Raw genomic sequence first — 22,277 nt, forward strand, 5'->3', positions numbered from 1 at the left:
TCACCCCTGCGCGGCGATCATCGGGCGCAATTCCTCGGGCTTGGCTTCGGCGATGCGGAAGGCGGCCAAGGTGGCGCCGCGGGCCATCGGCGCAAAGCGGCAATCGACCACGCGCCCGTCCTTAAGGGTGACCGAGGCGGTCCATTCCTCGCGATCGCCCGGGCTGACGACAAAACGGCGCAGCTTGTCCCAGACCGGTGTCGGCATCGACAGGCGCTGCCAGTTGATCGAGGCTTCGGTAATGGTCATGTCCTCGAAGCTGGTCGAGGGGTCATTGCCCCATATCTCGGCATAGGCGTTGTTTGACATGGCCAGCACACCGGAGCCAGGGCGGAAGACGGCCACCGCTTCATCCAGGCAATCCAGCGCGGATTGGCCCATTTCGAGCTCGCTGCGGAAGCGGCGGGTGAGCGAGATCTCGGCAGTAATATCCTCGAACAGGAAGGCGACTGCGCCGTCGGGATGGGGGCGGCCGGTGACGCGGTAGGTCTGGCCGGTGGGCAGGGCCCAGGTTTCTTCGTAAGTGCCATCGACGGCCTGGGCCTCCAGCTCGGACATTTGCTGGCGCCAGGATTTGTAATCCTTGGGCTCGGGCATCATGCGCTTTTCGCGCAGGCTGTCGAGGAAGGCGAAGAGTGAGGGTTTGGCGACCAGGAAGGTGATCGGCAGGGCGGTCAGGTCGGTCAGGGCCGGGTTGAACAGGGCCAGCTTGCGGTCGCGGTCGAAGATCGCGAGGCCGATCGGCAGGTGAGCGAAGGTCTTGGTGAGCGTCGTAACGAATTCCGACAGCGAAGTTTCGGCGCGCACGACCTTGTCGGCGGGGGCGGCGGTGAACAGGGTTTCCTCGCCCAGCTGTTCCTGGTGGATATCGAACCAGTGGCGGGTGTCATCGCCCGGCAGGCTCAGCGCCACGCGGCGCGGCTCGTCCGCATTGCGATCTTCGACCGCAGCCAGGCGCGGGCGGTCGAAGATGGCGCGTGGCGGCCAGGGCGGGGTGTCGTCCGAGGGTTCCATCGCCTCCGCCATGTCCAGGTAGGCACGGTTGGCCCAGGTGATCAGCCCATCCTCGCTTTCGCGCCAGACCATGTAGGGTACGTGTTCGGCGGTGGCGCGCAAGGTATCGAGCTCATGGCGCATGGCGGTCAGCGCGTGGCGGTCCAGTTCGACCTGGCCTTCGGCGGTTTCGGCATCGACCAGGGTGATCCGGGCCACGCCATGATGCCATTCGGCGTCAATGCGGCTGGTGCCATCGGCGGAGGGCAAGCTCATCTCGCCCATGTCGGCCAGATCGCGGATCCAGTCGCGCAGGCCGGGGAAACGCGGTTGCAGAAGGCCGGACAGATGCGCCCATTCTGTGCCGGTGCGGTGACCGGAGGACAAAAGCGCTTCGCCTTCGCGGCTGGCATCGACCAGGTGTTCCCCTTCAAACAGGAATACCACGGCGCTTTCTTCGGCCTGTTTATAGGAGAGCAGGCTGTGCCGCCTGCCCCGCGCCAGAAGGGCGAAGGACAAAAGCACCGCAAGGGCGATCACGAAGGAAGTGGCGACCAGCGCCAGGGCCATGAGTGAGTTTGACATCTCGGCTGTCCCCGAAGAATCAAGGTTTCTGCGGAGTTAACCTTAAGGGTAGGAAGGTTAACGAGGCTTTAACACTCGTGGATAACCTTGTGGACAGCTCAAGCCTGGAACCGGGTGTTTTCCCCAAGGGCCGTACTTTTCTCTTTTACTTCAATACCTTCCGCACCACGCTTCCAGGTAACCTCGGCGATGGCGCCGGCCTTCTGACCGGGGCGGGTGCGGCCGGTATAGGGCTCGGCCCCATTGGCAAAGCTGAGTTCCGCGCCAGTGCGTTCCAGCAAGGTCTTGGCGATGAACATGCCCAGCCCCATGCCCTCGTATCCCGGTCGTTCGCCATTGTCCGAGGGCATTTTGCGGCGCCTCAGGAAGGGGTCGCCGATGCGCCCGATCAGATGCGGTGCAAAGCCGCGCCCGTCGTCGATGATGCGCACGGTGATGGCGCGGTCGGTCCAGGTGGCCTCGACCCAGACCGAGGTGGCGGCGAAATCGACCGCGTTCTGGATCATGTTGCGCAGCCCGTGGATGATCTCGGGCCGACGCAGGATGACGGGCTGGTCGAGCGGGTCGGATATTTCGACCAAGATCTCCGTGCCGCGACCCAGGTGAGGCTCGGCGGCCTCGTCCAACACGGCGCCCAGCGGGGCTTGGCGCAGGTGCAGGTCGTCCTTGCCCGCCCGGCCCATGGATTGCAGGATGTCGCGGCAGCGGTCCGCCTGTTCGCTGATCAGCTGGGCGTCCTCGCGCAGCTCGCCTTCCAGCTCTTCGGCCAGTTCGCCGCCCACCAGCTTGATCGTCGCCAGCGGCGTGCCCAGCTCATGCGCGTAAGCCGCGACCACACCGCCCAGATCGGTCAGTTTCTGTTCGCGGGCCAGGGCCATCTGCGTGGCCAGCAGCGCCTGGGACATCGACTGCATCTCGGTCGAGACGCGGCGGGTATAAAGCGCAACGAAACCCACGGCGATGACGATGGCCACCCAGTAGCCCAGCACGAAGACATCCGGCACGCGCAGGGCCACGCCCAGCGTGTTGCGCAGGGGGATGTGGGTGATGCCGACGAAGCTGGTCAGGGTCACGGTCACCGCACCAACCAAAACGGTTGCGCGGGTGGACAGGGCCATGGCAGCCACGGTGACCGGCACCACCAGCAGCATGGCAAACGGGTTGTGCAACCCGCCGGTCAGATAGAGCAGAAGCGTCAGCTGCCCCAGGTCGAAGAGAAGCATCATCATCGCCTGGATCTCGTTCAGCCGGGTGCCCTGTGGGTAGACGACGATGGAAATCAGATTGGCGATGATCGACAACCCGATGACGAAGGCAATCAGGCCCAGGTGAGTGTCGAGAGAAAAGGCATATTGCGCCACGGTAATGGCGATCACCTGCCCGGCCACGGCGACCCAGCGTAGGGTGACAAGTGTGTTCAGGCGTAGCCAGCGGGTGCTCGGTTCTTCCTGGAACAGATCGCGGGGGGTCAGGTCGGCCATTGGGAAGTGGTCCTTGGCAAGAAATCGTGATGCGTCATCCTGTTCCCTTGTTAGTCGCGCCAGTGTATCGGATCAATCGGATAGGATTTATTGCCGGAGGACCTCATGGCTCGCAGTATCGCAATCGTCTCGACCGTGGCCGTGGCTGCCCTGTTGGGCGCGACCTGGTTCGTAACGCGTGGCGGGGCCGAGGACCAGTTCGCCCAGTGCCGCGCCTCGTCGGTTGGCACCGGTGTCGCCTCGATCGGTGGCCCGTTCGAAGGGGTGGACGAGACCGGGCGCCAGGTGACGGACGCGGATATCATCACCAAACCGACGATCCTCTACTTCGGCTATACCTTCTGCCCCGATGTCTGCCCGATGGACAACCTGCGCAATGCCGAGGCGGTGGATCTGTTGCTGGAGCGTGGCTATGACGTGCAGCCGGTGTTCTATTCGGTGGACCCGGAACGCGACACGCCCGAGCGCCTGGCAGATTTCACCGATTTCATGCATCCCGACCTGATCGGGGTTACCGGCACGCCGGAGCAGGTCAAGGCAGCCAGCCAAGCTTACAAGACCTATTACCGCAAGCAGGAAGAGTCGGACGACGAGTTTTATCTCGTCGATCATTCGACCTTCTCCTATTTCGTGCTGCCGGAACATGGGTTCATGGAGTTCTTCAAGCGCGGTGATACGCCGGAAGAGATGGCGGATCGGGTTGGATGTTTCCTTGACGCGGCAAAACAGTGACACATGCGCCACAGGCAACGCCGGTATAAATTGACCCTTCAGTCTCAAAAGCATAAGACAAAGTGAATATGCGAACAGGATCTGGGGGGAGTCCATGACGGACCGCGAGATGCAGGATATCGGCGAAGACAAAACGCTCCTGTTGGTGGATGATGACGAGCCGTTTCTGCGCCGTCTCGCCCGCGCGATGGAGAAGCGTGGTTTCGAGGTGGAAACCGCAGGATCGGTCGCAGGGGGCAAGGCAATCGCCACGGCGCGCCCACCCGCCTTTGCCGTGGTCGATCTGCGGTTGGAGGACGGCACCGGGCTCGACGTGGTCGAGGTGCTGCGCGAGAAACGGCCCGATTGCCGGATTGTGGTGCTGACCGGCTATGGTGCGATTGCCACTGCGGTGGCTGCGGTGAAGGCCGGGGCGACCGACTATCTGTCCAAGCCTGCCGACGCCAATGACATCACCAATGCGCTGCTGGCGAAGGGTGACGAGCTGCCGCCGCCGCCGGAAAACCCGATGTCCGCCGACCGCGTGCGTTGGGAGCATATCCAGCGGGTCTATGAGCTGTGTGATCGCAACGTGTCGGAAACCGCGCGACGCCTGAACATGCACCGCCGCACGTTGCAGCGCATCCTGGCGAAACGGTCGCCGAAGTGATCAGACGGGCGGTCGTGCTGCTGGCGCTGGCCGCCTGCACGCCTGAACCGCCCGCGCCCAGCGTTACCTTTCATCCCGATCCGGGCGGGCTTGAGGTCCGCCCATCGGGCCTGCGCGTCGATTTCGGTCGCGCGCCCTCGGGTGTCATCCCCGCATTGGACCGGTCATTGGGCGCGCACCGCACCGTTGCGCTGGGCGCCTGCCCGCAGGGGATCGTGCAACAGCTGGCCTGGCGTGGTCCTGAGGGCGACCTGGTGCTGACCTTTTCGGATCACCGTTTTGTCGGCTGGCGTCAGGGTGAGGCCAAGGCCGGGCAGGTCTGTGCATGAGCCGGGGGCAGAAGAAACCGCTCTGGCGCAAGGTGAACCGGCGCACCTACAAGGTGCATCGGGAGGACCTGCATGGCGAGGCGCGGGACATGCGAGCCGCAGGTGGCGAGGAGTCTATGCACTCAACGCGCCGCCAGGGGCGGGACTATACGCCGCTTTACAAGTTTCTGCTGTCCAAGGTGGGCGAGAATTGGGATGCGGTCCATGCCGAGGCGGTCAGCCGTCTCGATGACTCCGCACCGATCTTTTACATGGTCGCGCTGAAGGAAGCGGACAGGCGACCGGTCATGCGCTCGGGCGAAAGTACCTATTACAGCGGGCTTTATGTGGATGCAGCGGGGCGGTTGGCCGTGGTGGACCCAGGGATCAATCACACTACGTTCGAACCATTCTGCGCTTGCTGCACCCACACGTTCAACGGCAAGCCGTTGGTCAAGGCGTACACGGGGCCCCGGTCACTCGGGGCGTCGGACGGTGAACCCGGTGATTTTGAGCCCTGAGGCTGCCCCAACCCAGCGGTACATTCAGGCGCGGCAAGTCGGCCTCGCGCGGGAGGCAGGGTTTCGCGGCGTCGGTCCGGCTGGCGATGGTCAGGCTGTTGGCGATAATCTGAAACATGGGCTTGTTCCTTTTCTCTGGTCTGACCCCAGAAAGCCTTGTTTTGCGCGAATAGTCCAATCAGTATGATTTCCAGATTGTAAGTGGAGCTAACATATGGATTGGCGCGACATCCCTTCGCTTTCTGCCCTGCGCGCATTTGAAGCCATGGCGCGATTGGGCTCGTTTTCCGCCGCCGCGCGGGAGCTGAACGTGACCCATGCCGCCGTGGCCCAGCATGTGCGGGGGTTGGAGGCGGAATTCGGCGAAAGCCTGGCGCGGCGTGCGGGCAGCGGGATGGAGTTGACCGAAGAGGGTCAGCGCCTGGCCGCCGCCCTGTCGCAGGGGTTCGGCCAGATCGCCGCCGGGGTGCGTGAGCTGCGTCAGGCACGGGGCGGGCGGCCGATCCAGGTTACGCTGACGCCCTCCTTTGCGGAGAACTGGTTGATGCCGCGTCTGGGCGGGTTTCGCACCGCGCATCCCGACCTGCCAATCGCGCTGATCCCGCATCAGGGCGTGTCAGACCTGGTGCGCGACGGCTATGACCTGGGCCTGCGTTTCGGGCGTGGCGATTGGCCGGGGGTCGAGGCGCAGATGCTGGTCCCGGCGAATTTCGTCGTGGTCGGGCGGCCTGATATCTTGGAAGGGGTGGACACGGATGATCTGTCCGCTCTGGCGACCCTGCCCTGGTATGTTGAGGAAGGTTGGGACGAAACCCGGCTCTGGGCCGAGGCCGCCGGGCTGGATCTGAGCTTTTCGGACGTGACGCCCTTTCCGATCAACACCATGGTCTTGTCTGCCGTGCGCGCCGGGTTGGGCGTGGCAATGCAGGCCCACGCGCTGGTGGAAAGCGACCTGAAGTCGGGCAATCTGGTGCTGTTGCATCAGGCGGCCCCCAGTGAGCTTGGCTATTACATCGTCACCCCCGAAGGTGGGGTGTCCCCACGGGTCAAGCTGCTGATCGACTGGCTGAAAAGCGTGGCCTAGAGCTCGTAGCGTTTGCAGGCCTTCGCGACCACCGTGCCGTCGCCCAGTGTGACCTGAGGCAGGCGTTTGTAATCCTCGAACCCGCGGCTTTGGTAATAGGCCAGCCCGCCGGTGTTGTCGGCGCGGATCGTGGCGTTGATCCAGGCGTAGCCCAGGGTCTTGGCGGCCTTGCGGGTGGCGTCGAACAGGCGGGAGCCGATGCCCAACCCTGTCTGGCCGACCTGAACGAAGGTGGCGATGTCGCAGGCCTCGGGCGGCAGGTCCGGATTGGGTGCGATCCATTGGAAGCCCAGCAGCTCGCCAGCGTCCGTCTCGGCCACATGCCAGGCGGCGTTGCCGCTGCTGATCATCCAGCCTGACAGCTCGTCACCTGTCACGGGCGTGGTCAGTGCCGTGGTGCCGCCGCGCGTGATAATCTGGTTCAACAGCTCGGCCATGGCGCGGCAGTCCAGGCGACCGGCGGGGCGGATATGCAGGGTCATAGCTGTGCCAACAACTCTGCGTGGCGCGCGGTAAAGTCGCGGCGCACTTCGACCGGGGGACGCAGGGTGATTTCGAGCCCCTTGATCACCTCGGGATTGGGGCGACCGAAGAACTTGTTGCTCTCCGGCACGTCAAAGCCTGCGATCTGCGTGGCCTCTAGCCAGGCGGAGACCCGGTCGGCGCGTTTAATCGCCTTCTTGATCGTGACAGGCAGCTGCGCAGGCAGACCGAAGCGGATGTGGATCGCGGCGGTCAGGCGCACGTCCAGCTCGCCATAGCCCGGCCCGACGGCGGCTTTGACCGGCGAGATCATGTCGCCGATCACATATTCCGGCGCGTCATGCAGCAGCGCGGCCAGGCGCCATTTCACCGGCGCCTTGGGATACATGCGGGTGTAGATTTCCTCGACCAGCAAGGAATGCTCGGCCACGGAATAGGGGTAGTCGCCATAGGTCTGCCCATTCCAGCGCGCCACGAAGGCCAGACCGTGGGCGATGTCTTCGACCTCGATATCCATCGGGGTTGGGTCCAGAAGGTCCAACCGACGCCCCGATAGCATCCTTTGCCATGCCCGTGGTTTCGTCGGCATCTTGTTGACCTTCCTCTGGTTCGCTGGACCGGTTCACGGGGCGGTTTACTTCAGCTGCAAGTCCGAGGTGAAGCCCGAAATGTACCGACCCATGCGACGGAAGTCGATTGCGTGCAACAGGTAGAGCGCGATCCAGGTCCAGCGTCGGCTGCCCATTGGCGGACGGTCGGGCATTTGGGCGGCAAGCTCGGGGAAGTGCTCCTGCAGGTGGCGTGTGTAGATGGCCACGTGACGGGCGGCATAAATCCCGTTGGTGTCGCGCCAGGGTTTGCGGGAGCTCATGAAATGCACCAGGCACGGGTCGATGAAATGGGTAAAGAAGAAGAAGCGGTGGAAGCTGGGCCAGTTCCAGACCGGCCCAAGCTCGGCCCAGTTGTCATGCAGCGCCAGGTTCAGGGCGCTCTGATCATGTTTGCGCCGCATGACCTCGTTGTCGGTGCGGGCAAAATCCATGGTCTTGGCCTCGATCTCCTGCTCCAGATAGGCGGACACGTCGATCAGCATGACGCCCGAGTTGAAGTAGGGCGCATGAGGCAGGCCCGCGGCCTTGTATTCGGGTTGGTAACGGTTTGGCTTGCGGATCTGCGAATTGTTGCGCACCGCTGCCACCGGGCGCCCGCCCAGGTCCAGGGCCAGCAGGGCGGCAATGTCCCCGCGTTCATAGATGATGTCGGAGTCCAGATAGAGGATCCGGTCGTAATCCGCGGCCAGAAGGCGCGGGGCGACCACGCGCTGATAGGCGGCCAGGGTGATCTTCTTGTCGGTCGCCAGAACCTGCCAATCCTCGGGCATGTCGAAGCGCAACATGCGCAGATTGAGCGCGTCGCAAAGCGGCAGCTTCGGCAGGTCCTGGTGCGACAGGATGCAGATGTCGAAGTTGCGGGCGGGGAAGGCCTGGGCGATCTGGCTGGCCAGCAGCGTGGCAAAGGGATAGTAGCCCGCATCACAGGCCATCAGCACGCAATGGCGATGTTGCGCGGGCTGATTGTCCGTCACTTCGGTCATGTTACAGTGTCCTACACAGAGCTGTGATGGCAGATTTTGCCATTTATTTTCAACGCGTTGATACGAAGGTCACCCGCTTCACGCAAAGGTGGGTGGGTGTGTTCGGCACATTCTTGCCACAATTCCCATATATATTGAAGCAATCAAGCAGACGCGGGCAAGCTGCCACGCAAGAAGTCTTTGAGGCGAGGAAACAATAATGCGAATGAAGTGGCAGCCTGTCCGGTAAAACGGAAAGGAACCGTCATGTTCAAGCGTATTCTGAGTGCGGCCCTCGTGTTCGGCGCCGCGTCCCTGGCCCCCCCGGCCGCCAATGCGACCCCGGCCTGCGGGCCGCGTGATATCGTCATCGAAAAACTGGAAAACGGCTACAAGGAAGCCCTTGTCGGCGGTGGCCTGTCCGGTGCGACCCAGCTTCTGGAAGTGTGGTCCAGCCCCGAGACGGGAAGCTTTACCATCCTCCTGACCCAGGCCAACGGCACCAGCTGCATTCTGGCCGCCGGCGAAAACTGGCACGGTGAAATGCCTGCGCAACCCGTCGCCGATCCCGGCATTGCGGGGTAACAATCCCCTCGGGTCCATTGCCTGTTAACCCTCCGGGTGTTATGGCGCCTCCAACACGAAACACGTGATGGAGTTTCCCGTGACCCAGGATTACATCGTCAAGGATATCAGCCTGGCCGAGTTCGGCCGCAAGGAGCTGGATATCGCCGAAACCGAAATGCCCGGCCTGATGGCGCTGCGCGCCGAATATGGCGACAGCAAACCGCTGAAGGGCGCGCGCATTGTCGGCTCGCTGCATATGACGATCCAGACCGCCGTTCTGATCGAGACCCTGGTCGCGCTGGGCGCCGATGTGCGCTGGGCGTCGTGCAACATCTTCTCGACCCAGGACCACGCCGCCGCCGCGATCGCTGCGGGTGGTACGCCGGTCTTCGCCATTAAAGGCCAGTCGCTGGAAGAGCACTGGGATTACCTGGACCGCTCGTTCTTGTTCCCGGAAGGGCCGAATATGATCCTGGACGATGGCGGCGATGCGACGCTGTATGTCCTGCTGGGCGCCCGCGCCGAGGCCGGTGAAGACCTGGGCGTGCCCGGTTCGGAAGAGGAAGAGGTGATCCACAAGCAGATCGCCAAGCGCATGGCTGAAAGCCCGGGCTGGTTCACCAAGACCCGCGATGCGATCAAGGGCGTGTCGGAAGAGACCACCACCGGCGTGCACCGCCTGTATGACCTGGTGAAACAGGGCCAGCTGCCCTTCCCGGCGATCAACGTGAACGACTCGGTCACCAAGTCGAAATTCGACAACAAATACGGCTGCAAGGAATCGCTGGTCGACGGCATCCGCCGCGCCACCGACACGATGATGGCGGGCAAGACCGCCGTGGTCTGCGGCTATGGCGACGTGGGCAAGGGCTCGGCCGCTTCGCTGCGCGGCGCCGGTGCCCGTGTGAAGGTGACCGAAGTCGACCCGATCTGCGCCCTGCAGGCCGCCATGGACGGGTTCGAGGTTGTGACCCTGGAAGATGCGGTGGATAGCGCCGATATCTTCATCACCACCACCGGCAACAAGGACGTGATCCGCATCGAGCACATGCGCGCGATGAAGGACATGGCCATCGTCGGCAACATCGGCCACTTCGACAACGAGATCCAGGTTGCCCATCTGAAGAACCACAAGTGGACCAACATCAAGGACCAGGTGGACATGATCGAGATGCCCTCGGGCGCCCGTCTGATCCTGCTGTCCGAAGGCCGCCTGCTGAACCTGGGCAATGCCACCGGCCACCCATCCTTCGTGATGTCGGCCTCGTTCACCAACCAGGTGCTGGCTCAGATCGAACTGTTCACCAAGGGTGACGAATACAACAACGACGTCTACATCCTGCCCAAGCACCTGGATGAGAAGGTCGCGCGCCTGCACCTGGGGCGGATCGGCGTCAAGCTGACCACGTTGAGCGAGGACCAGGCGTCCTATATCGGTGTGACTCCGGAAGGACCCTATAAGCCCGAGCACTACCGTTACTGATCCGCAGATGACGGATGAGAAGAAACGCCGCCCGTTCATCCGACGGGCGGCGTTTTCCGCTTTTTGGACCCTCACGGTTCTGGCCGCGCTGGCTGGGGGTGGTTGGTGGCTGGTCGGGCTGCCGAACAGCCCGCTGCCCGACCATTGGAACCCGCGCAAGGATCTGGTGGTCACCGCGCCGGTGACGCCGGTTACCAAGCTGCAGCTGATGCGTGCCGTGGCCGATGAGGCGACCTGCCGTGCGGTGCTGGATCAGGCCGGTGTGGCGTTCAGCCATCTCGACGATCTGGTGGTCAATGAGAACTGCGGCATTGCCGGGCGTGGGCGGCTGACCGGGTTGACCTCGGCCGGAATAGAGCCTGTCGAGACCCGCTGCGCCACTGCCCTGCGGCTGACCCTGTGGGAACATCACGTGGTGCAACCCGCCGCCCGCGAGTTGCTGGGGACGGAGGTGTCCGAGCTTCTGCAGATCGGCAGCTACAACTGCCGCAAGATACGGGGCTCGACTGACGCCTGGAGCAGCCATGCCACCGCTGACGGGATCGACATCACCGGCATGCGCCTGGCGGACGGGCGGCGCCTGACCCTGTTGGCCGATTGGCAGGGTGACGGGCCCGAGGCCGCCTTTCTGCGCCAGATCTGGAAGGGATCCTGCACCTGGTTCCGCCTGGTCCTGGGCCCCGATTACAACCGCCTGCACGCGGATCATTTTCACATGCAGAACACCGGCTGGGGCTTCTGCCGCTAGGGTGATTTGGCCGCGCGGGTTGCCCATGAGGAAGCGTGCGGCGGCTTTGCCACCAATACCGCGTAGGGCTTTCATTGTGGGTTTGAGGGGATCACGCCGGAGCCAAAGGCTCGTTTTTTGGCATTTCAAGCGCGCAGTGGATCACATTCGCGCGCGAGGCGAGAAACCGGCGAAGCTTCGCGCGTAGGTCGGCGAGAACACGCTATAGTGAACGGTTTCGGCGGGTTTCCGACAATTGCGGAGGCGCTGTCACGTCCCTACCTCTGATGCACGAGGGCGGCGGAAAACCGGCCTCACGACATAATCCGACAGTGAGAATTCACGAGGAGAGAGAAGATGAAGACACTTACCGCAGCCGCATTTGTCGCGATCTGCAGCCTGCCGATGGCAGCTCAGGCGCAGGACTGGACCGGCTTCTACGGGGGTCTGCAAGGCGGGATCGCGGATAGCGACTCCGGTCTGGTCGGGGGCTCCGACAGCTCCCTTGGCGCCTTTGCCGGGTACAACTTCGACCTGGGCGGTTCCGTTGCCGGGGTCGAGCTGAGCTATTCCGATCCGAATAAGACCCTGACCGGTGGCGGCGATCTGCGGGACCAGTTCGAACTGAAGGGCCGTTATGGTGTCACGCTTGGCCAGGGGCTGATCTACGGCACCGTGGGCTATCTGCATGCCGATGTCTCAACCGGCGGTTCGACCGACGGGTATCTGGTCGGTGTCGGCTATGACCATATGCTGACCGACAACATGTTCATCGGTGGTGAGCTGAGCCACAACCGTTATGACGACCTGCCCGGTGGCGGCAATGCCTCGTCGAACAATCTGGATCTGCGCATCGGTTTGAAGTTCTGACCGCACTCAGATCCGCAAAGAAAAAGGGGGCCGTTCTGGCCCCCTTTTTTGCTTAGAGGTTCTCGCCGAACCCGAAGTTTTCAGTCACGTAATCGATGTCCTTGTCGCCACGGCCCGACAGGTTGATCAGGATCGACTTGCCCGGGTTCTTGGGCGCCTCGCGCATGGCGAAGGCGACCGCATGGGCGCTTTCGAGCGCGGGGATGATGCCTTCGTGACGCGACAGCGCGTAGAAAGCGGCCAGCGCTTCCTTGTCGTCGCAGGCAGAATAATTCGCCTTGCCGGTGCGGTAGAGGTGGGCGTGTTCCGGACCAACGCCCGGGTAATCCAGGCCCGAGGCAACCGTGTGCACCGGGGCGGGTTCGCCCTGTTCATCCTTCAGCACCATGGTGCGGAAGCCGTGGATGTCGCCATCTTCGCCGAAAGTGATCGTCGCGGCGTGTTCGCCCAGTTTCGACGAGGTGCCCATCGGCTCGACCCCGTGCAGCGACACGTCTTCGTCATCGATGAAGCCCGAGAACAGGCCCATCGCGTTCGATCCCCCGCCGACACAGGCGGCGACCATGTCGGGCAGCTCGCCGGTCATTTCCAGGAACTGCTCGCGCGCCTCGACGCCGACCACGTGCTGGAAGTCGCGCACCATCATCGGGAAGGGGTGCGGGCCCACGACCGACCCGATCGCGAACAGCGCGGTGTCGGCCTGTTCGATGTAGCTGCCGAAACAGCTGTCCACGGCCTCTTTCAGCGAGCGACCGCCGAAGCCCACAGGCACCACGGTGGCGCCCAGCAGCTTCATGCGGGTCACGTTCGGCGCTTCCTTGGCGATGTCGATCTCACCCATGTGGATCTCACATTCCAGACCGAAATAGGCCGCGGCAGTGGCCAGGGCCACGCCGTGCTGGCCGGCACCGGTTTCCGCCATCAACTTCTTCTTGCCCATGAACTTGGCCAAGAGACCCTCGGCCATGCAGTGATTCAGCTTGTGGGCGCCGGTGTGGTTCAGGTCTTCACGCTTGGCATAGATGCGGGCGCCACCGACCAGATCGGACAGGTTCTTGAAATACGAAACCGGCGTCGGGCGGCCCTGGAAATGCTTGCGGATGTGGCGCAGCTCGGCGATGTAATCGGCCGATTTCGAGATGCGCTCATAGGCCTCGCGGATTTCCTTGAAATGCGGCTCCAGCGGCGGCGGCAGCATCGCGCCCCCGTAGTCGCCGAAATAGCCGTCCTTGTTCGGGGTGGATTTCAAATAGCCCATACCGGTCAGTCCCTCTGCGTGTTCTTCCGGGCGATCTGACAGGGAATCCGCCCGAGGCTCAAGAGGAAAGTTTCGACCGCATGGACGGTTTTGCAAGAATCTTGCGCAAAACTTGACGTCGGGTCAGGTGGGTGACGGGGAAAAGCGCGGCAATCTTTTCCTTTGTGATCGCCCGTGTTGCCCCTAACCTGTCGCCGGTGGGGGCTCGGCGCATGGTGGGTCCCGGTTTTGCAACTCAGGAGTTTGATATGGGAAAACGTGACGATCTGATCGCCAAATATGCCGACGATCTGAAGAACAAATGCGGGATGAGCCCCGACATGGACCTGCTGACCAAGGTCACGATCGGCTGTGGTCCGGCGATCTACAATGACGACGCGTCGACCGTTGCCGCGACCCAGGAAGGGGAGCTGGAGACGGTCAAGAACAACTTCCTGATCAAGAAACTGGGGCTGAACGACGGGCCGCAGCTGATGGATGCGATCAACGCGGTGATCGAAACCTACGGCCGGTCCGAGCGCAACAAGTACCGCGCGGTGGTCTATTACATGCTGGTCAAGCATTTCGGCAAGGAAGCCGTGTACGGCTGATCCGGCTGGTTTGCCAGAAGTTCCAAGGAATTCAGGGGCGTGCGGGTTTCGCGCGCCCCTTTTGTTTGGTTAATACGAGCTTTCCGATAACGTGCTGTATTTGAACGAATTTTGCGGGGAAACAGGCTTGCCCGACTCAGGTCTTTTGCCTAGCTTCTAGTTGAAGGCCAGGACGGTCGGACCCGAAATTTCAGAGACACGTGCGGTGCTGAGGGAGCACGTGGGGTGGAAGAAGGGGTCCGAGGGGTCGGACCCCTTCTTTTTTCTTCAGAACAGCGCCATGTACCAGATGGCGCCGAAGGCATAGGCCGCGATGGCAGCCACGATCACGCTGATAAGTCCCATGTTTCTCTCCCTGTTCGCGTTTTGCGAGGCAGTATGGGTCAGATCTCAGCCCTTGTCGCCTGCCAATTCCAGCACGACCTGCCATTCGGCTTCGGTCACGGGCTGCACCGACAGGCGAGAGTTGTTGACCAACACCATGTCGGCCAGGCGCGGGTCGTCCTTGCACATGGAGAGCGTGACGGGGGTGGGCAGGCTGCGCACCGCTTTGATGTCGACGCAGTCCCAGCGTTCGTCATCGGTGGTCGAATCCTGGTGGCTTTCGGCAATGACCTCGACGATGCCGACGATCTCCTTCTCCTTCTGGGAATGATAGAAGAAGCCCAGGTCGCCCACTTTCATCGTGCGCATGTGGTTGCGCGCCTGGTAGTTGCGCACACCGTCCCATTCCTCGCCTTCGTCGCCCTTGGCGACCTGTTGGTCCCAGCTCCAGGTCGAGACTTCGGATTTGAACAGCCAGTAGGTCATCCGATCACCCTCTTCCATTCCTCGATGCGCACATCGGCAAAAAGCCCGGCCTTCGCATAGGGGTCATTCGCCGCCCAGGCGTGGGCGTCGTCGACACTGTCCATGTCGAGGACCACCAGCGAGCCGTACATCTCGCCCTTGTCGTTCAGGAAGGGCCCGGCCTGCACGGCGCCGGTTTCCTTGAGGTAGGCGACATGGGCGTCACGGTTGGCCAGGCGGGTTTCCAGGGCTCCGGGCTTGTCGGTGCAGATCACGGCGATGAGCATTCATTCCTCCTTCAAGGGACGGGAGAGCAGCATGTCCACCCCCTCCCGGATGGTGATGTGTTGGTCCAGAATGCCCACCACGACATTGGTGATCGGCATGTCGATTTCGGCCTCTTGGGCCAGATTAGAGACTGCTTTGGCGGTCCAGCGCCCCTCGACGGTGGTTCCCTCTGGGGGCGTTTCGCCGCGGCCCAGGGTCTGTCCGAAAGCATAGTTGCGGGATTTGGAGCTGGTGCAGGTCAGGGCCAGGTCGCCGAAACCCGAAAGCCCGGCGAGCGTTTCCGGCTGCGCGCCTTTCAGGGCGGCAAAGCGCTGCATCTCCGCAAAACCGCGGGTGATCAGCGCGGCGCGGGCGCTTTCGCCCAGGCCCGCGCCCATGGCGAGGCCGCAGGCGATGGCGATGACATTCTTCAGTGCGCCACCCAGTTCGACGCCCACCAGGTCGGTGGAACGATAGAGCCGCAGGTTGTCGGTGGACAGCTCCGCTTGCAGCGCCTCGCCATCCTCGACGGCCAGGGTCAGGGCGGTGGGCAGACCTGCGGCGATGTCGACGGCGAAGCTGGGACCGGACAGGATCGCGGGCGCGGCATCGGGTACGGTCTTTGCGATGATCTCGGCCGGGCCCAGCCCGGACTGCATATCCACGCCCTTGCAGGTCGCAACCAGCGTTCTGAGGTGAAATAGAGCCTTGTTCGTCGCCAGGAACCCGGCCAGTTGCTGCATTGGCGTCGCCAGCAGAAGGACGTCGGACTCTGCTGCTTGGGCAAGGTCCGAGGTCACGCGCAGACTGTCGGGAAAGGCATGGCCGGGCAGGCGGCGGGCGTTCTCGCGGCCCATATCGGCCACATCGCGGCCCCAGAGCGTGACCGGCCGCCCGTCGCGCGCCATGGAAATGGCCAGTGCGGTGCCGAAAGCCCCCGCGCCGAGGATCGAAATGCTCATGCCTTAGCCCCTTTCTTGCCCGATCCAAGCATGGCCGGGGCGCTGCGGTCCAGGGGCCATCTGGGCCGCGCCGCCAGGTCGAACCCGTCGCGATGGCCGGTGCGAAACCGCTCGATCCCCGCCCAGGCGATCATCGCCGCGTTGTCGGTGCAGAGCGCGAGCGGTGGGGCCAGGAAACGGGTGTCGAACTCGGCGCAAACAGTCTCTAATGCGGCCCGAATGGCCTGATTTGCGGCGACGCCCCCGGCGACGGCCAGCACAGGTTCCGACGGTGCCAAACCCATATACTCACGCAGGGCGCGGCGGGATTTCTCGGCCAGCACATCCGTAACGGCGGCCTGGAACCCGGCGCAGAGGTCGGCGCGATCCACAACCCGCAGCCCACCATGTTCCGCCACCAACCGGTCGCGTTCACGCAGCAGCGCGGTTTTCAACCCGGAAAAGCTCATGTCGCAGCCGGGGCGGTCCAGCAGCGGGCGGGGGAATTTGAACCGTTTGGGGTTGCCCTCGCGCGCCTCGCGTTCCACGGACGGGCCGCCCGGTTGCGGCAGGCCCAGCAGCTTGGCGGTCTTGTCGAAAGCCTCCCCGGGGGCGTCGTCGATCGTGCCTCCCAGACGTGTGAACTCGTCCGGGCCCTTGGCGATCAGGAACTGGCAATGGCCGCCCGAGACCAGCAGCATCAGGTAGGGAAATTCTGCCTGGTCGGTCAGGCGCGGGGTCAGGGCATGGCCCGCCAGGTGGTTCACGCCCACCAGCGGCAGGCCGGTTCCGGCGGCCAGCCCCTTGGCGCACATGACACCGGCCAGCACGCCGCCGATCAGACCCGGTCCGGCGGTGACGGCGATGGCATCAAGATCACCAAGACCAAGCCCGGCTTCGGCCAGCGCCTGTTCGACGCAGAGGTCCAGTTTTTCAGTATGCGCACGCGCGGCGATCTCGGGCACGACACCGCCGAAAGCCTCGTGCAGCTCGGTCTGTCCGGCCACCACGTTGGACAGAAGCTCGGGCGCTTCGCCGACCACGTGGCGCACCACCGCGGCGCCGGTATCGTCGCAGGAGCTCTCAAGCCCCAGGATGGTTACGCTATCAGTCATCTCACCGCCATTGCGCAAAGGGTTCTGCCGGGGTAACACCTGAGGGTGTTTCAGACAATCCCGCCAGTTTCATGAGCCAACCGATCCTTCTTCTGACCCGACCCGAGGCGCAGTCGCGCCGCGTGTTGGCGGATGTGCAGGACGCGATGGGCGAGGAAATCGCCTGTCTGATCTCCCCTGTGCTTGAGATCGAAAAGCGTGATGTCGGTGTCAAGCTGGACGGTTATGCCGGGCTGATCCTGACCTCGGTCAATGGAGTGGCGGCGGCCCCCGACCTGGTGGGGCGCCGGGTGCATTGCGTCGGTGCGCGCACCGGCGAGGCCGCGCGCGAACGGGGCGCAGACGTGGGGGTTGTCGCGCTGGACGCGGCGCGGTTGGTGGAGCGGATCCTGGAAACCGGCGCGCCTGCGCCTCTGCTGCATCTGCGGGGCGAACATGCGCGGGGCGAGATCGCGCAGACGCTCAGCTCGACCGGGATCGAGACGCATGAGGCGGTGGTCTATGCGCAGGACGCCGTTGACATGACCCGCGATGCGATCCGGCTGATCGAAGGGGACGGCCCCCTGGTTCTTCCCCTTTATTCGCCGCGCTCTGCCCGGTTGGTTGGAAAGGCGGCGCGTCCGGGGGCGAAGGTGCATGTCATTGCCTTGTCCGAGGCGGTGGCGCAGGAATATGCGTCGGTGACCGGGCGGGATGCCGAAATCTGCGCCAGCCCCGAGGGGCACGTCATGATTGAGCGGATTGCCGCAGCCTTGCGTGGCGAGATTGCTTGAGGCCCCACGGGCGCACATATAGGGTTGAGAACCGAGGGCGGCCGATGTCGCCGGGAAGATTCGAGAGGTTTCAAACACGTGGCCAAGTCCCCGAAAACCCCGAAGGAAGAGGTGCAGGAACCGGTAGAGGAAGCCGTGATCCTGGAAGAAACCACCCCCGAGGAGGCGCCGCAGGAGGCGGCGCCTGATACGGTGGAAGAGGTCTCGGAGCCCGAAGTCGACGAAGACGGTGGTGTAGCCGAGGCGGAAACTGTCGAAGATTTGCCTGAAGTTGTTCTGAGCGAAGAGGACCGCGTCGAGGTGGAAGATGCCGACGCCGAACCCATCGAGGACACGCCGGAAGACGCACTCGCCGACGAGGCACCCGAACCTGCCGTTGGTCCACCCGCGGACCCGACCCCGATCGCCGCCGAGCCTGCCCCGCGCCGGGGTGGTTTCGCACCGATGGTTCTGGGCGGTGTGATCGCTGCCGGGCTGGGCTTTGTCGGCGCGCAATATCCGGATCAGTGGCCTTTTCCCGAAGCGGCCGAACAGCCGAACCCGCTGGCCGCGCAGGTCGAGGCGCAGGCGGCGCGTCTGGACGCGATAGATGCGGCCAACGCGGAAGCCGCGGCGCAGATTTCTGCACTGCAGGGTGACAATGCGGTGGCGCAGCTGACCGAAACGCTGGCCGGTGTAACCGCCTCTCTGGCTGATCTGGATGACCGCCTGACCGCTGTGGAAAAGCTGCCCACCGGCGACGGAACTGAGGCGGCCGAGGCGGCAGCCGCCGCCTATCAGCGCGAGCTGACCGAGCTGCGCGCGATGTTCGAAGCGGAACTGGCCAAGGTCAGTGCGGTACAGGAGGACGCCCAGGCGCTGTCGGCCAATGCCGCGACCCGGGCTGCTCTTGCCGGTGTTATGGCCGCGCTGGACAGCGGTGCGCCGTTCGCCGATTCCGCGGCGGAGTTGACCGAAGTTATGGGCGCCCCTCTGCCCGATCCGCTGCCCGCCATGGCCGCCGATGGTGTGCCGACCCTGGCTGCGCTCCAAGAAAGTTTTCCGGAGGCGGCCCGCGCAGCGCTCGACATCGCCATCCAGGCGGCGGTCGAGGATGGCTCGATGAGCCGCACCCAGGCCTTCCTGCGCACGCAACTTGGCGTGCGCTCCTTGGAGCCCAAGGAGGGCGACGATGCCGACGCGGTGCTGTCGCGCGCCGAAGAGGCGCTGCGCCATGGTCAGATTGCCGTGGCGCTGAGCGAGCTTTCCAGCCTGCCCGACCCCGCGCAACCGGCGCTGGCCGATTGGATTTCCACTGCCCAGGCCCGCGCGGCGGCCCTGGATGCGGGCCAGGCGCTCGCCACCCAACTGAACAAGTGAGGTAACGACGATGCTGTGGTCCCTGTTCAAGATCATCCTCTTCGTGGTCGCCGTTGCCGCGCTGACCCTTGGCGCTGAATGGCTGCTGGAAAGCGAAGGTGGGTTGCTGATCCAGTTCGGCGGGTGGGAGCTGTCGCTGGGCGTGCTGCAAGCCGCCATCGCGGCGGTGCTGCTGGTCGCGGTCGTCTGGCTGGGCCTGATGGTGCTGGGTTTCCTGCATGCAGTGTTCAAGTTCCTAAATGGCGACGAAACCGCCATCTCCCGCTATTTCGATCGCAATCGCGAACAGAAGGGTTACCGCGAGGTGGGCGAGGCGATGATGGCGCTGGCCTCGGGCGACGGGGCGACGGCGCTGTCCAAGGCCACCAAGGCCGAACGCCACTTGCAAAAGCCCGAGCTGACCACGTTGCTGGTTGCCCAGGCCGCCGAGATGCAGGGCGACAAGATCCGCGCCGATCAGGCCTACAAGAAACTGCTCAAGGATGATCGCACCCGATTTGTCGGCGTGCGCGGGCTGATGAAAGCGGAGCTGGACAAGGGCAACACCGACGTCGCGATGAAGCTGGCCGAAAAGGCCTTCGCCCTGCAGCCGCGCCATGTGGACACGCAGGATACTCTGCTGAAACTGCAGGCCGACAGCGGCGATTGGACCGGCGCGCGCCAAACCCTGGGTGCCAAGCTGAAATACGGCGCATTGCCGCGCGACGTTCACAAGCGGCGCGATGCGGTCCTGGCCTTGTCGGAGGCCGGTGTGCTGCTGAATGGCGCGGCCAGTGAGGCCGAACAGCTGGCTGCAATCGAGGCCAACAAGCAAAGCCCCGACCTGGTGCCCGCCGCCGCCATGGCCGCGCGCGCGCTGGTCGAACAGGGCAAGAAACGTCAGGCCACCAAGGTGATCACCAAGGCCTGGATCGCCCAGCCCCACCCGGATCTGGCCGCGGCCTTTGCCGCCATCGAACCGGACGAGGCGCCTGCCGCGCGGCTCAAGCGCTTCCGCGCGCTGACCAAACACCGCGAGGGCGACGCTGACACCCGCATGCTGCTGGCCGAGCTGCATATCGCGGCCGAGGATTTCCCGGCCGCCCGCGCTGCCCTGGGTGACCTGGCAGACACCCAGCCGACCCAGCGCTCGCTGACCCTGATGGCCGCCATCGAACGCGGCGAAGGGGCCGAGGACGCGGTGATCCGCGCCTGGCTTGCCAAGGCCGTGACCGCCCCGCGCGGGCCGCAATGGGTCTGCGACAACTGCAACCACATCCACGGCACCTGGGCGCCGGTCTGTGACAATTGCGGTGGCTTCGACACCCTGTCCTGGCAGACCCCACCGGAAAGCGAAGCTTCTGTCATGGCAGGTTCCGACATGCTGCCCCTGATCGTCGCCGCACCGACATCGGAACCGGCACCGGAGGTCGAGGCCGAGGTGGTCGAAGAGGCGGAACAGATGGATGGTGCGCAGGTCGAGCCAGAGACCACCCCCGAACCGCCCCACGCCGATTACGTGGATGCAGACGCCCCCGTGGACGGTGAAATCCTGGCCCCGGAAGTCGAAGCAAAACACTGACGGTGGCCCCGTATTTTGGGGCTATCCAATCCCTTGCGGGGATGCTAAAGACGCCGCGCGTGCCGATGTAGCTCAGCTGGTAGAGCAACGCATTCGTAATGCGTGGGTCGTAGGTTCGAGTCCTATCATCGGCACCATTTTCCCTTGGGAAAAGTTGGGAACAAGAAAACCTTCTACCCTATCGTTTGGTAGATGCGGTCAATCTCCTTGGGTAGATCAGAAAGACGCGAAACCAATTTCCCTTTTAGAAGTGGGTCATTCTTCAAAATCTCTGCTACTCGTCCGTCTACTCGAATGAGGTCAACATCTGAGTGGTATCCCAAGTGTAAGAGGTCAATCACTTCGGAAGGCTGTGAGTCTCCATCAACCCGATACAATCCTTCGAAATAGGAGCGCAGGTAGGAGAAACGTTCGGGGTCTAGCGGGATTGAGATGCCGTTTATTATTGCATTCTTCTCGCGCCTCATCTGCTTTAGCTGCTCCTTTGCTCTCTTCGTGCCAGACCCTTTCGCTCCGAGATGCCGCTTCTCAATTTCTTCAATTTCACGGGCATTTTTTTGAGCACCTTCGTAAACGTCTTTGTATTCGCGTAAGGCGTCTTGGAGTTTTAATAGGTCACACTTTGCGGTTTCAAAGAACTGATCTAGCAACTCCCGAACCGGGTTCTCTCCGGGGCGTACACTTGAAATTGCTTCGCAGTAGTATCGCGGGTCTGAGAGGAAACGCATTAGTCGATCTCTAAGGTCTCTGCGCTTCAAAGCGGGTGAGCTAATCAGTATTGCAATGTCTCTCTTCGAAAATCCAATAACGTCAAACAGTGGCGGGAGCTCGAAGTCACTCTTATGAAAGAACTCCGCGAGGTTTTTGGGTTTAGTGACAGCCCTTCTCTGTTGTCGCGTAATTGCGGGATCACTACCAATCTGCTCTAGGATTGTCTTTTTGATATATTTTTCATCAATTAGCCCCTTCAAGCCATCGACGCCCTGCTTAGGGAACCAAAGCCCGCCATTGGGGAAGCTGGCTGACCCGTCGAGGGCCTCAGATAGGTAAGGAAAAGCATTACCGTTTGTCAGCGCGTGGATCACTTTTCCTGTGTGCCTATGGTAGCCGGAATAGTCACGGTTGTCCGGGTTAAGTACCTCTGCGACGTGAAGCAACGAGATACCGAACTCTGCCACTCCCTCCTGTTTCAGCGTGAGGAGTTCTAGGAACACTTCTTCGCTTCGTACGCTCCTAGGCGAATGGGAAAAATTAATAAAATCTTGAGAATCTAGGTAGACTCGAACAGGTTTCCTTCGTGCCATTTACAAAAAATGCCTTTTGCTGTGTGAATGCCGCGACGGTAAGGCGGCATTGGGGGCATTTGCAACCTGGTTAGTGAGCGTTAGTCACTAAACATTTACTGCACGATCCTCTTATCTGGGGATAATATCTGCGTTGCTTCAAGTAGTTTGCGCGAGACACAGGCGCCATTTTCTCCCAGGAAGATCACGAAAGCACCGCCTGGGCGGCCTCCCCCCTTGTTTCTTCACCCGCGAAGGACCAAAAGGGTGCCGTCCAATCAATCA

The 22,277-nt window shown here is 63.0% G+C and carries 24 protein-coding genes and 1 tRNA gene; 14 read left to right on the forward strand and 11 right to left on the reverse strand.

What is annotated here, in order from left to right:
- Positions 1-1,578: a PAS-domain containing protein gene (locus ACO07D_RS07200; protein ID WP_421702279.1), complete on the reverse strand. Its 1,578-nt coding sequence runs from the start codon at positions 1,576-1,578 to the stop codon at positions 1-3.
- A gap of 98 nt (positions 1,579-1,676) precedes the next feature.
- Positions 1,677-3,059 carry a sensor histidine kinase RegB gene (regB, locus tag ACO07D_RS07205; RefSeq protein WP_421702280.1) on the reverse strand — a complete coding sequence of 461 codons (1,383 nt, stop codon included), beginning with the start codon at positions 3,057-3,059 and terminating at the stop codon, positions 1,677-1,679.
- Positions 3,060-3,164: 105 nt separating this feature from the next.
- Here regB and ACO07D_RS07210 point away from each other — a divergent pair, with 105 nt between their 5' ends.
- The 5 genes from ACO07D_RS07210 to ACO07D_RS07230 all read left to right on the forward strand — a co-directional run bounded on the left by ACO07D_RS07210 (position 3,165) and on the right by ACO07D_RS07230 (position 6,353).
- Complete coding sequence (locus tag ACO07D_RS07210; RefSeq protein ID WP_421702281.1) at positions 3,165-3,791, forward strand: SCO family protein; 627 nt, start codon at positions 3,165-3,167, stop codon at positions 3,789-3,791.
- 94 nt (positions 3,792-3,885) lie between these two features.
- A complete protein-coding gene (locus tag ACO07D_RS07215; RefSeq protein ID WP_421702282.1) occupies positions 3,886-4,440 on the forward strand; it encodes an ActR/PrrA/RegA family redox response regulator transcription factor in 555 nt (184 codons plus the stop codon).
- Positions 4,437-4,769: a hypothetical protein gene (locus ACO07D_RS07220; RefSeq protein WP_421702283.1), complete on the forward strand. Its 333-nt coding sequence runs from the start codon at positions 4,437-4,439 to the stop codon at positions 4,767-4,769. The genes ACO07D_RS07215 and ACO07D_RS07220 overlap by 4 nt, the downstream gene beginning before the upstream one ends.
- On the forward strand, positions 4,766-5,269 hold the full coding sequence (locus tag ACO07D_RS07225; RefSeq protein WP_421702284.1) for a hypothetical protein: 504 nt from the start codon (positions 4,766-4,768) through the stop codon (positions 5,267-5,269). The genes ACO07D_RS07220 and ACO07D_RS07225 overlap by 4 nt, the downstream gene beginning before the upstream one ends.
- A 214-nt stretch (positions 5,270-5,483) precedes the next feature.
- On the forward strand, positions 5,484-6,353 hold the full coding sequence (locus ACO07D_RS07230) for a LysR family transcriptional regulator (protein WP_421702285.1): 870 nt from the start codon (positions 5,484-5,486) through the stop codon (positions 6,351-6,353).
- Here ACO07D_RS07230 and ACO07D_RS07235 read toward each other — a convergent pair.
- The 3 genes from ACO07D_RS07235 to ACO07D_RS07245 are packed head-to-tail and all read right to left on the reverse strand — an operon-like array spanning position 6,350 to position 8,430.
- Positions 6,350-6,835, reverse strand: a complete 486-nt coding sequence (locus ACO07D_RS07235) for a GNAT family N-acetyltransferase (RefSeq protein WP_421702286.1) — start codon at positions 6,833-6,835, stop codon at positions 6,350-6,352. The genes ACO07D_RS07230 and ACO07D_RS07235 overlap by 4 nt on opposite strands.
- Positions 6,832-7,425 (reverse strand): HD domain-containing protein, encoded by a 594-nt coding sequence (locus tag ACO07D_RS07240; protein WP_421702287.1) that lies wholly within the window; start codon positions 7,423-7,425, stop codon positions 6,832-6,834. Before ACO07D_RS07240 ends, ACO07D_RS07235 begins: the two co-directional genes overlap by 4 nt.
- Before the next feature lie 45 nt (positions 7,426-7,470).
- The gene (locus tag ACO07D_RS07245) at positions 7,471-8,430 is read right to left on the reverse strand and encodes a glycosyltransferase family 8 protein (RefSeq protein WP_421702288.1); all 960 of its coding nucleotides are present in this window, start codon (positions 8,428-8,430) and stop codon (positions 7,471-7,473) included.
- A gap of 246 nt (positions 8,431-8,676) precedes the next feature.
- Here ACO07D_RS07245 and ACO07D_RS07250 point away from each other — a divergent pair, with 246 nt between their 5' ends.
- From ACO07D_RS07250 to ACO07D_RS07265, 4 genes are all read left to right on the forward strand, one after another.
- On the forward strand, positions 8,677-8,994 hold the full coding sequence (locus ACO07D_RS07250) for a hypothetical protein (protein WP_421702289.1): 318 nt from the start codon (positions 8,677-8,679) through the stop codon (positions 8,992-8,994).
- 79 nt (positions 8,995-9,073) lie between these two features.
- The gene (gene ahcY / locus ACO07D_RS07255) at positions 9,074-10,459 is read left to right on the forward strand and encodes an adenosylhomocysteinase (protein WP_421702290.1); all 1,386 of its coding nucleotides are present in this window, start codon (positions 9,074-9,076) and stop codon (positions 10,457-10,459) included.
- 7 nt (positions 10,460-10,466) lie between these two features.
- Complete coding sequence (locus ACO07D_RS07260; protein WP_421702291.1) at positions 10,467-11,207, forward strand: extensin family protein; 741 nt, start codon at positions 10,467-10,469, stop codon at positions 11,205-11,207.
- A gap of 336 nt (positions 11,208-11,543) precedes the next feature.
- A complete protein-coding gene (locus ACO07D_RS07265) occupies positions 11,544-12,056 on the forward strand; it encodes an outer membrane beta-barrel protein (RefSeq protein ID WP_421702292.1) in 513 nt (170 codons plus the stop codon).
- 52 nt (positions 12,057-12,108) lie between these two features.
- Here ACO07D_RS07265 and trpB read toward each other — a convergent pair whose 3' ends face one another.
- Positions 12,109-13,314: a tryptophan synthase subunit beta gene (gene trpB / locus ACO07D_RS07270; protein WP_421702293.1), complete on the reverse strand. Its 1,206-nt coding sequence runs from the start codon at positions 13,312-13,314 to the stop codon at positions 12,109-12,111.
- 248 nt (positions 13,315-13,562) lie between these two features.
- Between trpB and ACO07D_RS07275 the strand changes: the two genes are divergently transcribed.
- Positions 13,563-13,904 carry a DUF2853 family protein gene (locus tag ACO07D_RS07275; protein ID WP_421702294.1) on the forward strand — a complete coding sequence of 114 codons (342 nt, stop codon included), beginning with the start codon at positions 13,563-13,565 and terminating at the stop codon, positions 13,902-13,904.
- Positions 13,905-14,294: 390 nt separating this feature from the next.
- Here the strand turns inward: ACO07D_RS07275 and ACO07D_RS07280 are convergent, their stop codons facing one another.
- The 4 genes from ACO07D_RS07280 to tsaD are packed head-to-tail and all read right to left on the reverse strand — an operon-like array spanning position 14,295 to position 17,016.
- On the reverse strand, positions 14,295-14,714 hold the full coding sequence (locus ACO07D_RS07280; RefSeq protein ID WP_421702295.1) for an EVE domain-containing protein: 420 nt from the start codon (positions 14,712-14,714) through the stop codon (positions 14,295-14,297).
- Positions 14,711-14,980 carry a YciI family protein gene (locus ACO07D_RS07285; protein ID WP_421702296.1) on the reverse strand — a complete coding sequence of 90 codons (270 nt, stop codon included), beginning with the start codon at positions 14,978-14,980 and terminating at the stop codon, positions 14,711-14,713. Before ACO07D_RS07285 ends, ACO07D_RS07280 begins: the two co-directional genes overlap by 4 nt.
- Positions 14,981-15,922 (reverse strand): NAD(P)H-dependent glycerol-3-phosphate dehydrogenase, encoded by a 942-nt coding sequence (locus ACO07D_RS07290; RefSeq protein WP_421702297.1) that lies wholly within the window; start codon positions 15,920-15,922, stop codon positions 14,981-14,983.
- Positions 15,919-17,016, reverse strand: coding sequence for a tRNA (adenosine(37)-N6)-threonylcarbamoyltransferase complex transferase subunit TsaD (gene tsaD, locus ACO07D_RS07295; RefSeq protein ID WP_421702298.1), 1,098 nt, complete (start codon positions 17,014-17,016; stop codon positions 15,919-15,921). Before tsaD ends, ACO07D_RS07290 begins: the two co-directional genes overlap by 4 nt.
- Before the next feature lie 71 nt (positions 17,017-17,087).
- Between tsaD and ACO07D_RS07300 the strand changes: the two genes are divergently transcribed.
- From ACO07D_RS07300 to ACO07D_RS07315, 4 genes are all read left to right on the forward strand, one after another.
- Positions 17,088-17,789: a uroporphyrinogen-III synthase gene (locus ACO07D_RS07300; protein ID WP_421702299.1), complete on the forward strand. Its 702-nt coding sequence runs from the start codon at positions 17,088-17,090 to the stop codon at positions 17,787-17,789.
- A gap of 78 nt (positions 17,790-17,867) precedes the next feature.
- Positions 17,868-19,148, forward strand: a complete 1,281-nt coding sequence (locus ACO07D_RS07305) for a hypothetical protein (RefSeq protein WP_421702300.1) — start codon at positions 17,868-17,870, stop codon at positions 19,146-19,148.
- 10 nt (positions 19,149-19,158) lie between these two features.
- Positions 19,159-20,709 carry a heme biosynthesis protein HemY gene (locus tag ACO07D_RS07310; protein ID WP_421702301.1) on the forward strand — a complete coding sequence of 517 codons (1,551 nt, stop codon included), beginning with the start codon at positions 19,159-19,161 and terminating at the stop codon, positions 20,707-20,709.
- Positions 20,710-20,770: 61 nt separating this feature from the next.
- Positions 20,771-20,846, forward strand: a tRNA-Thr gene (locus ACO07D_RS07315).
- Positions 20,847-20,882: 36 nt separating this feature from the next.
- Here the strand turns inward: ACO07D_RS07315 and ACO07D_RS07320 are convergent.
- Positions 20,883-21,923 (reverse strand): hypothetical protein, encoded by a 1,041-nt coding sequence (locus tag ACO07D_RS07320; RefSeq protein WP_421702302.1) that lies wholly within the window; start codon positions 21,921-21,923, stop codon positions 20,883-20,885.
- Positions 21,924-22,277 lie beyond the last annotated feature (354 nt).

It is taken from the genome of Aliiroseovarius sp., assembly GCF_965228805.1.
Classification (GTDB): Bacteria; Pseudomonadota; Alphaproteobacteria; order Rhodobacterales; family Rhodobacteraceae; genus JASBTN01.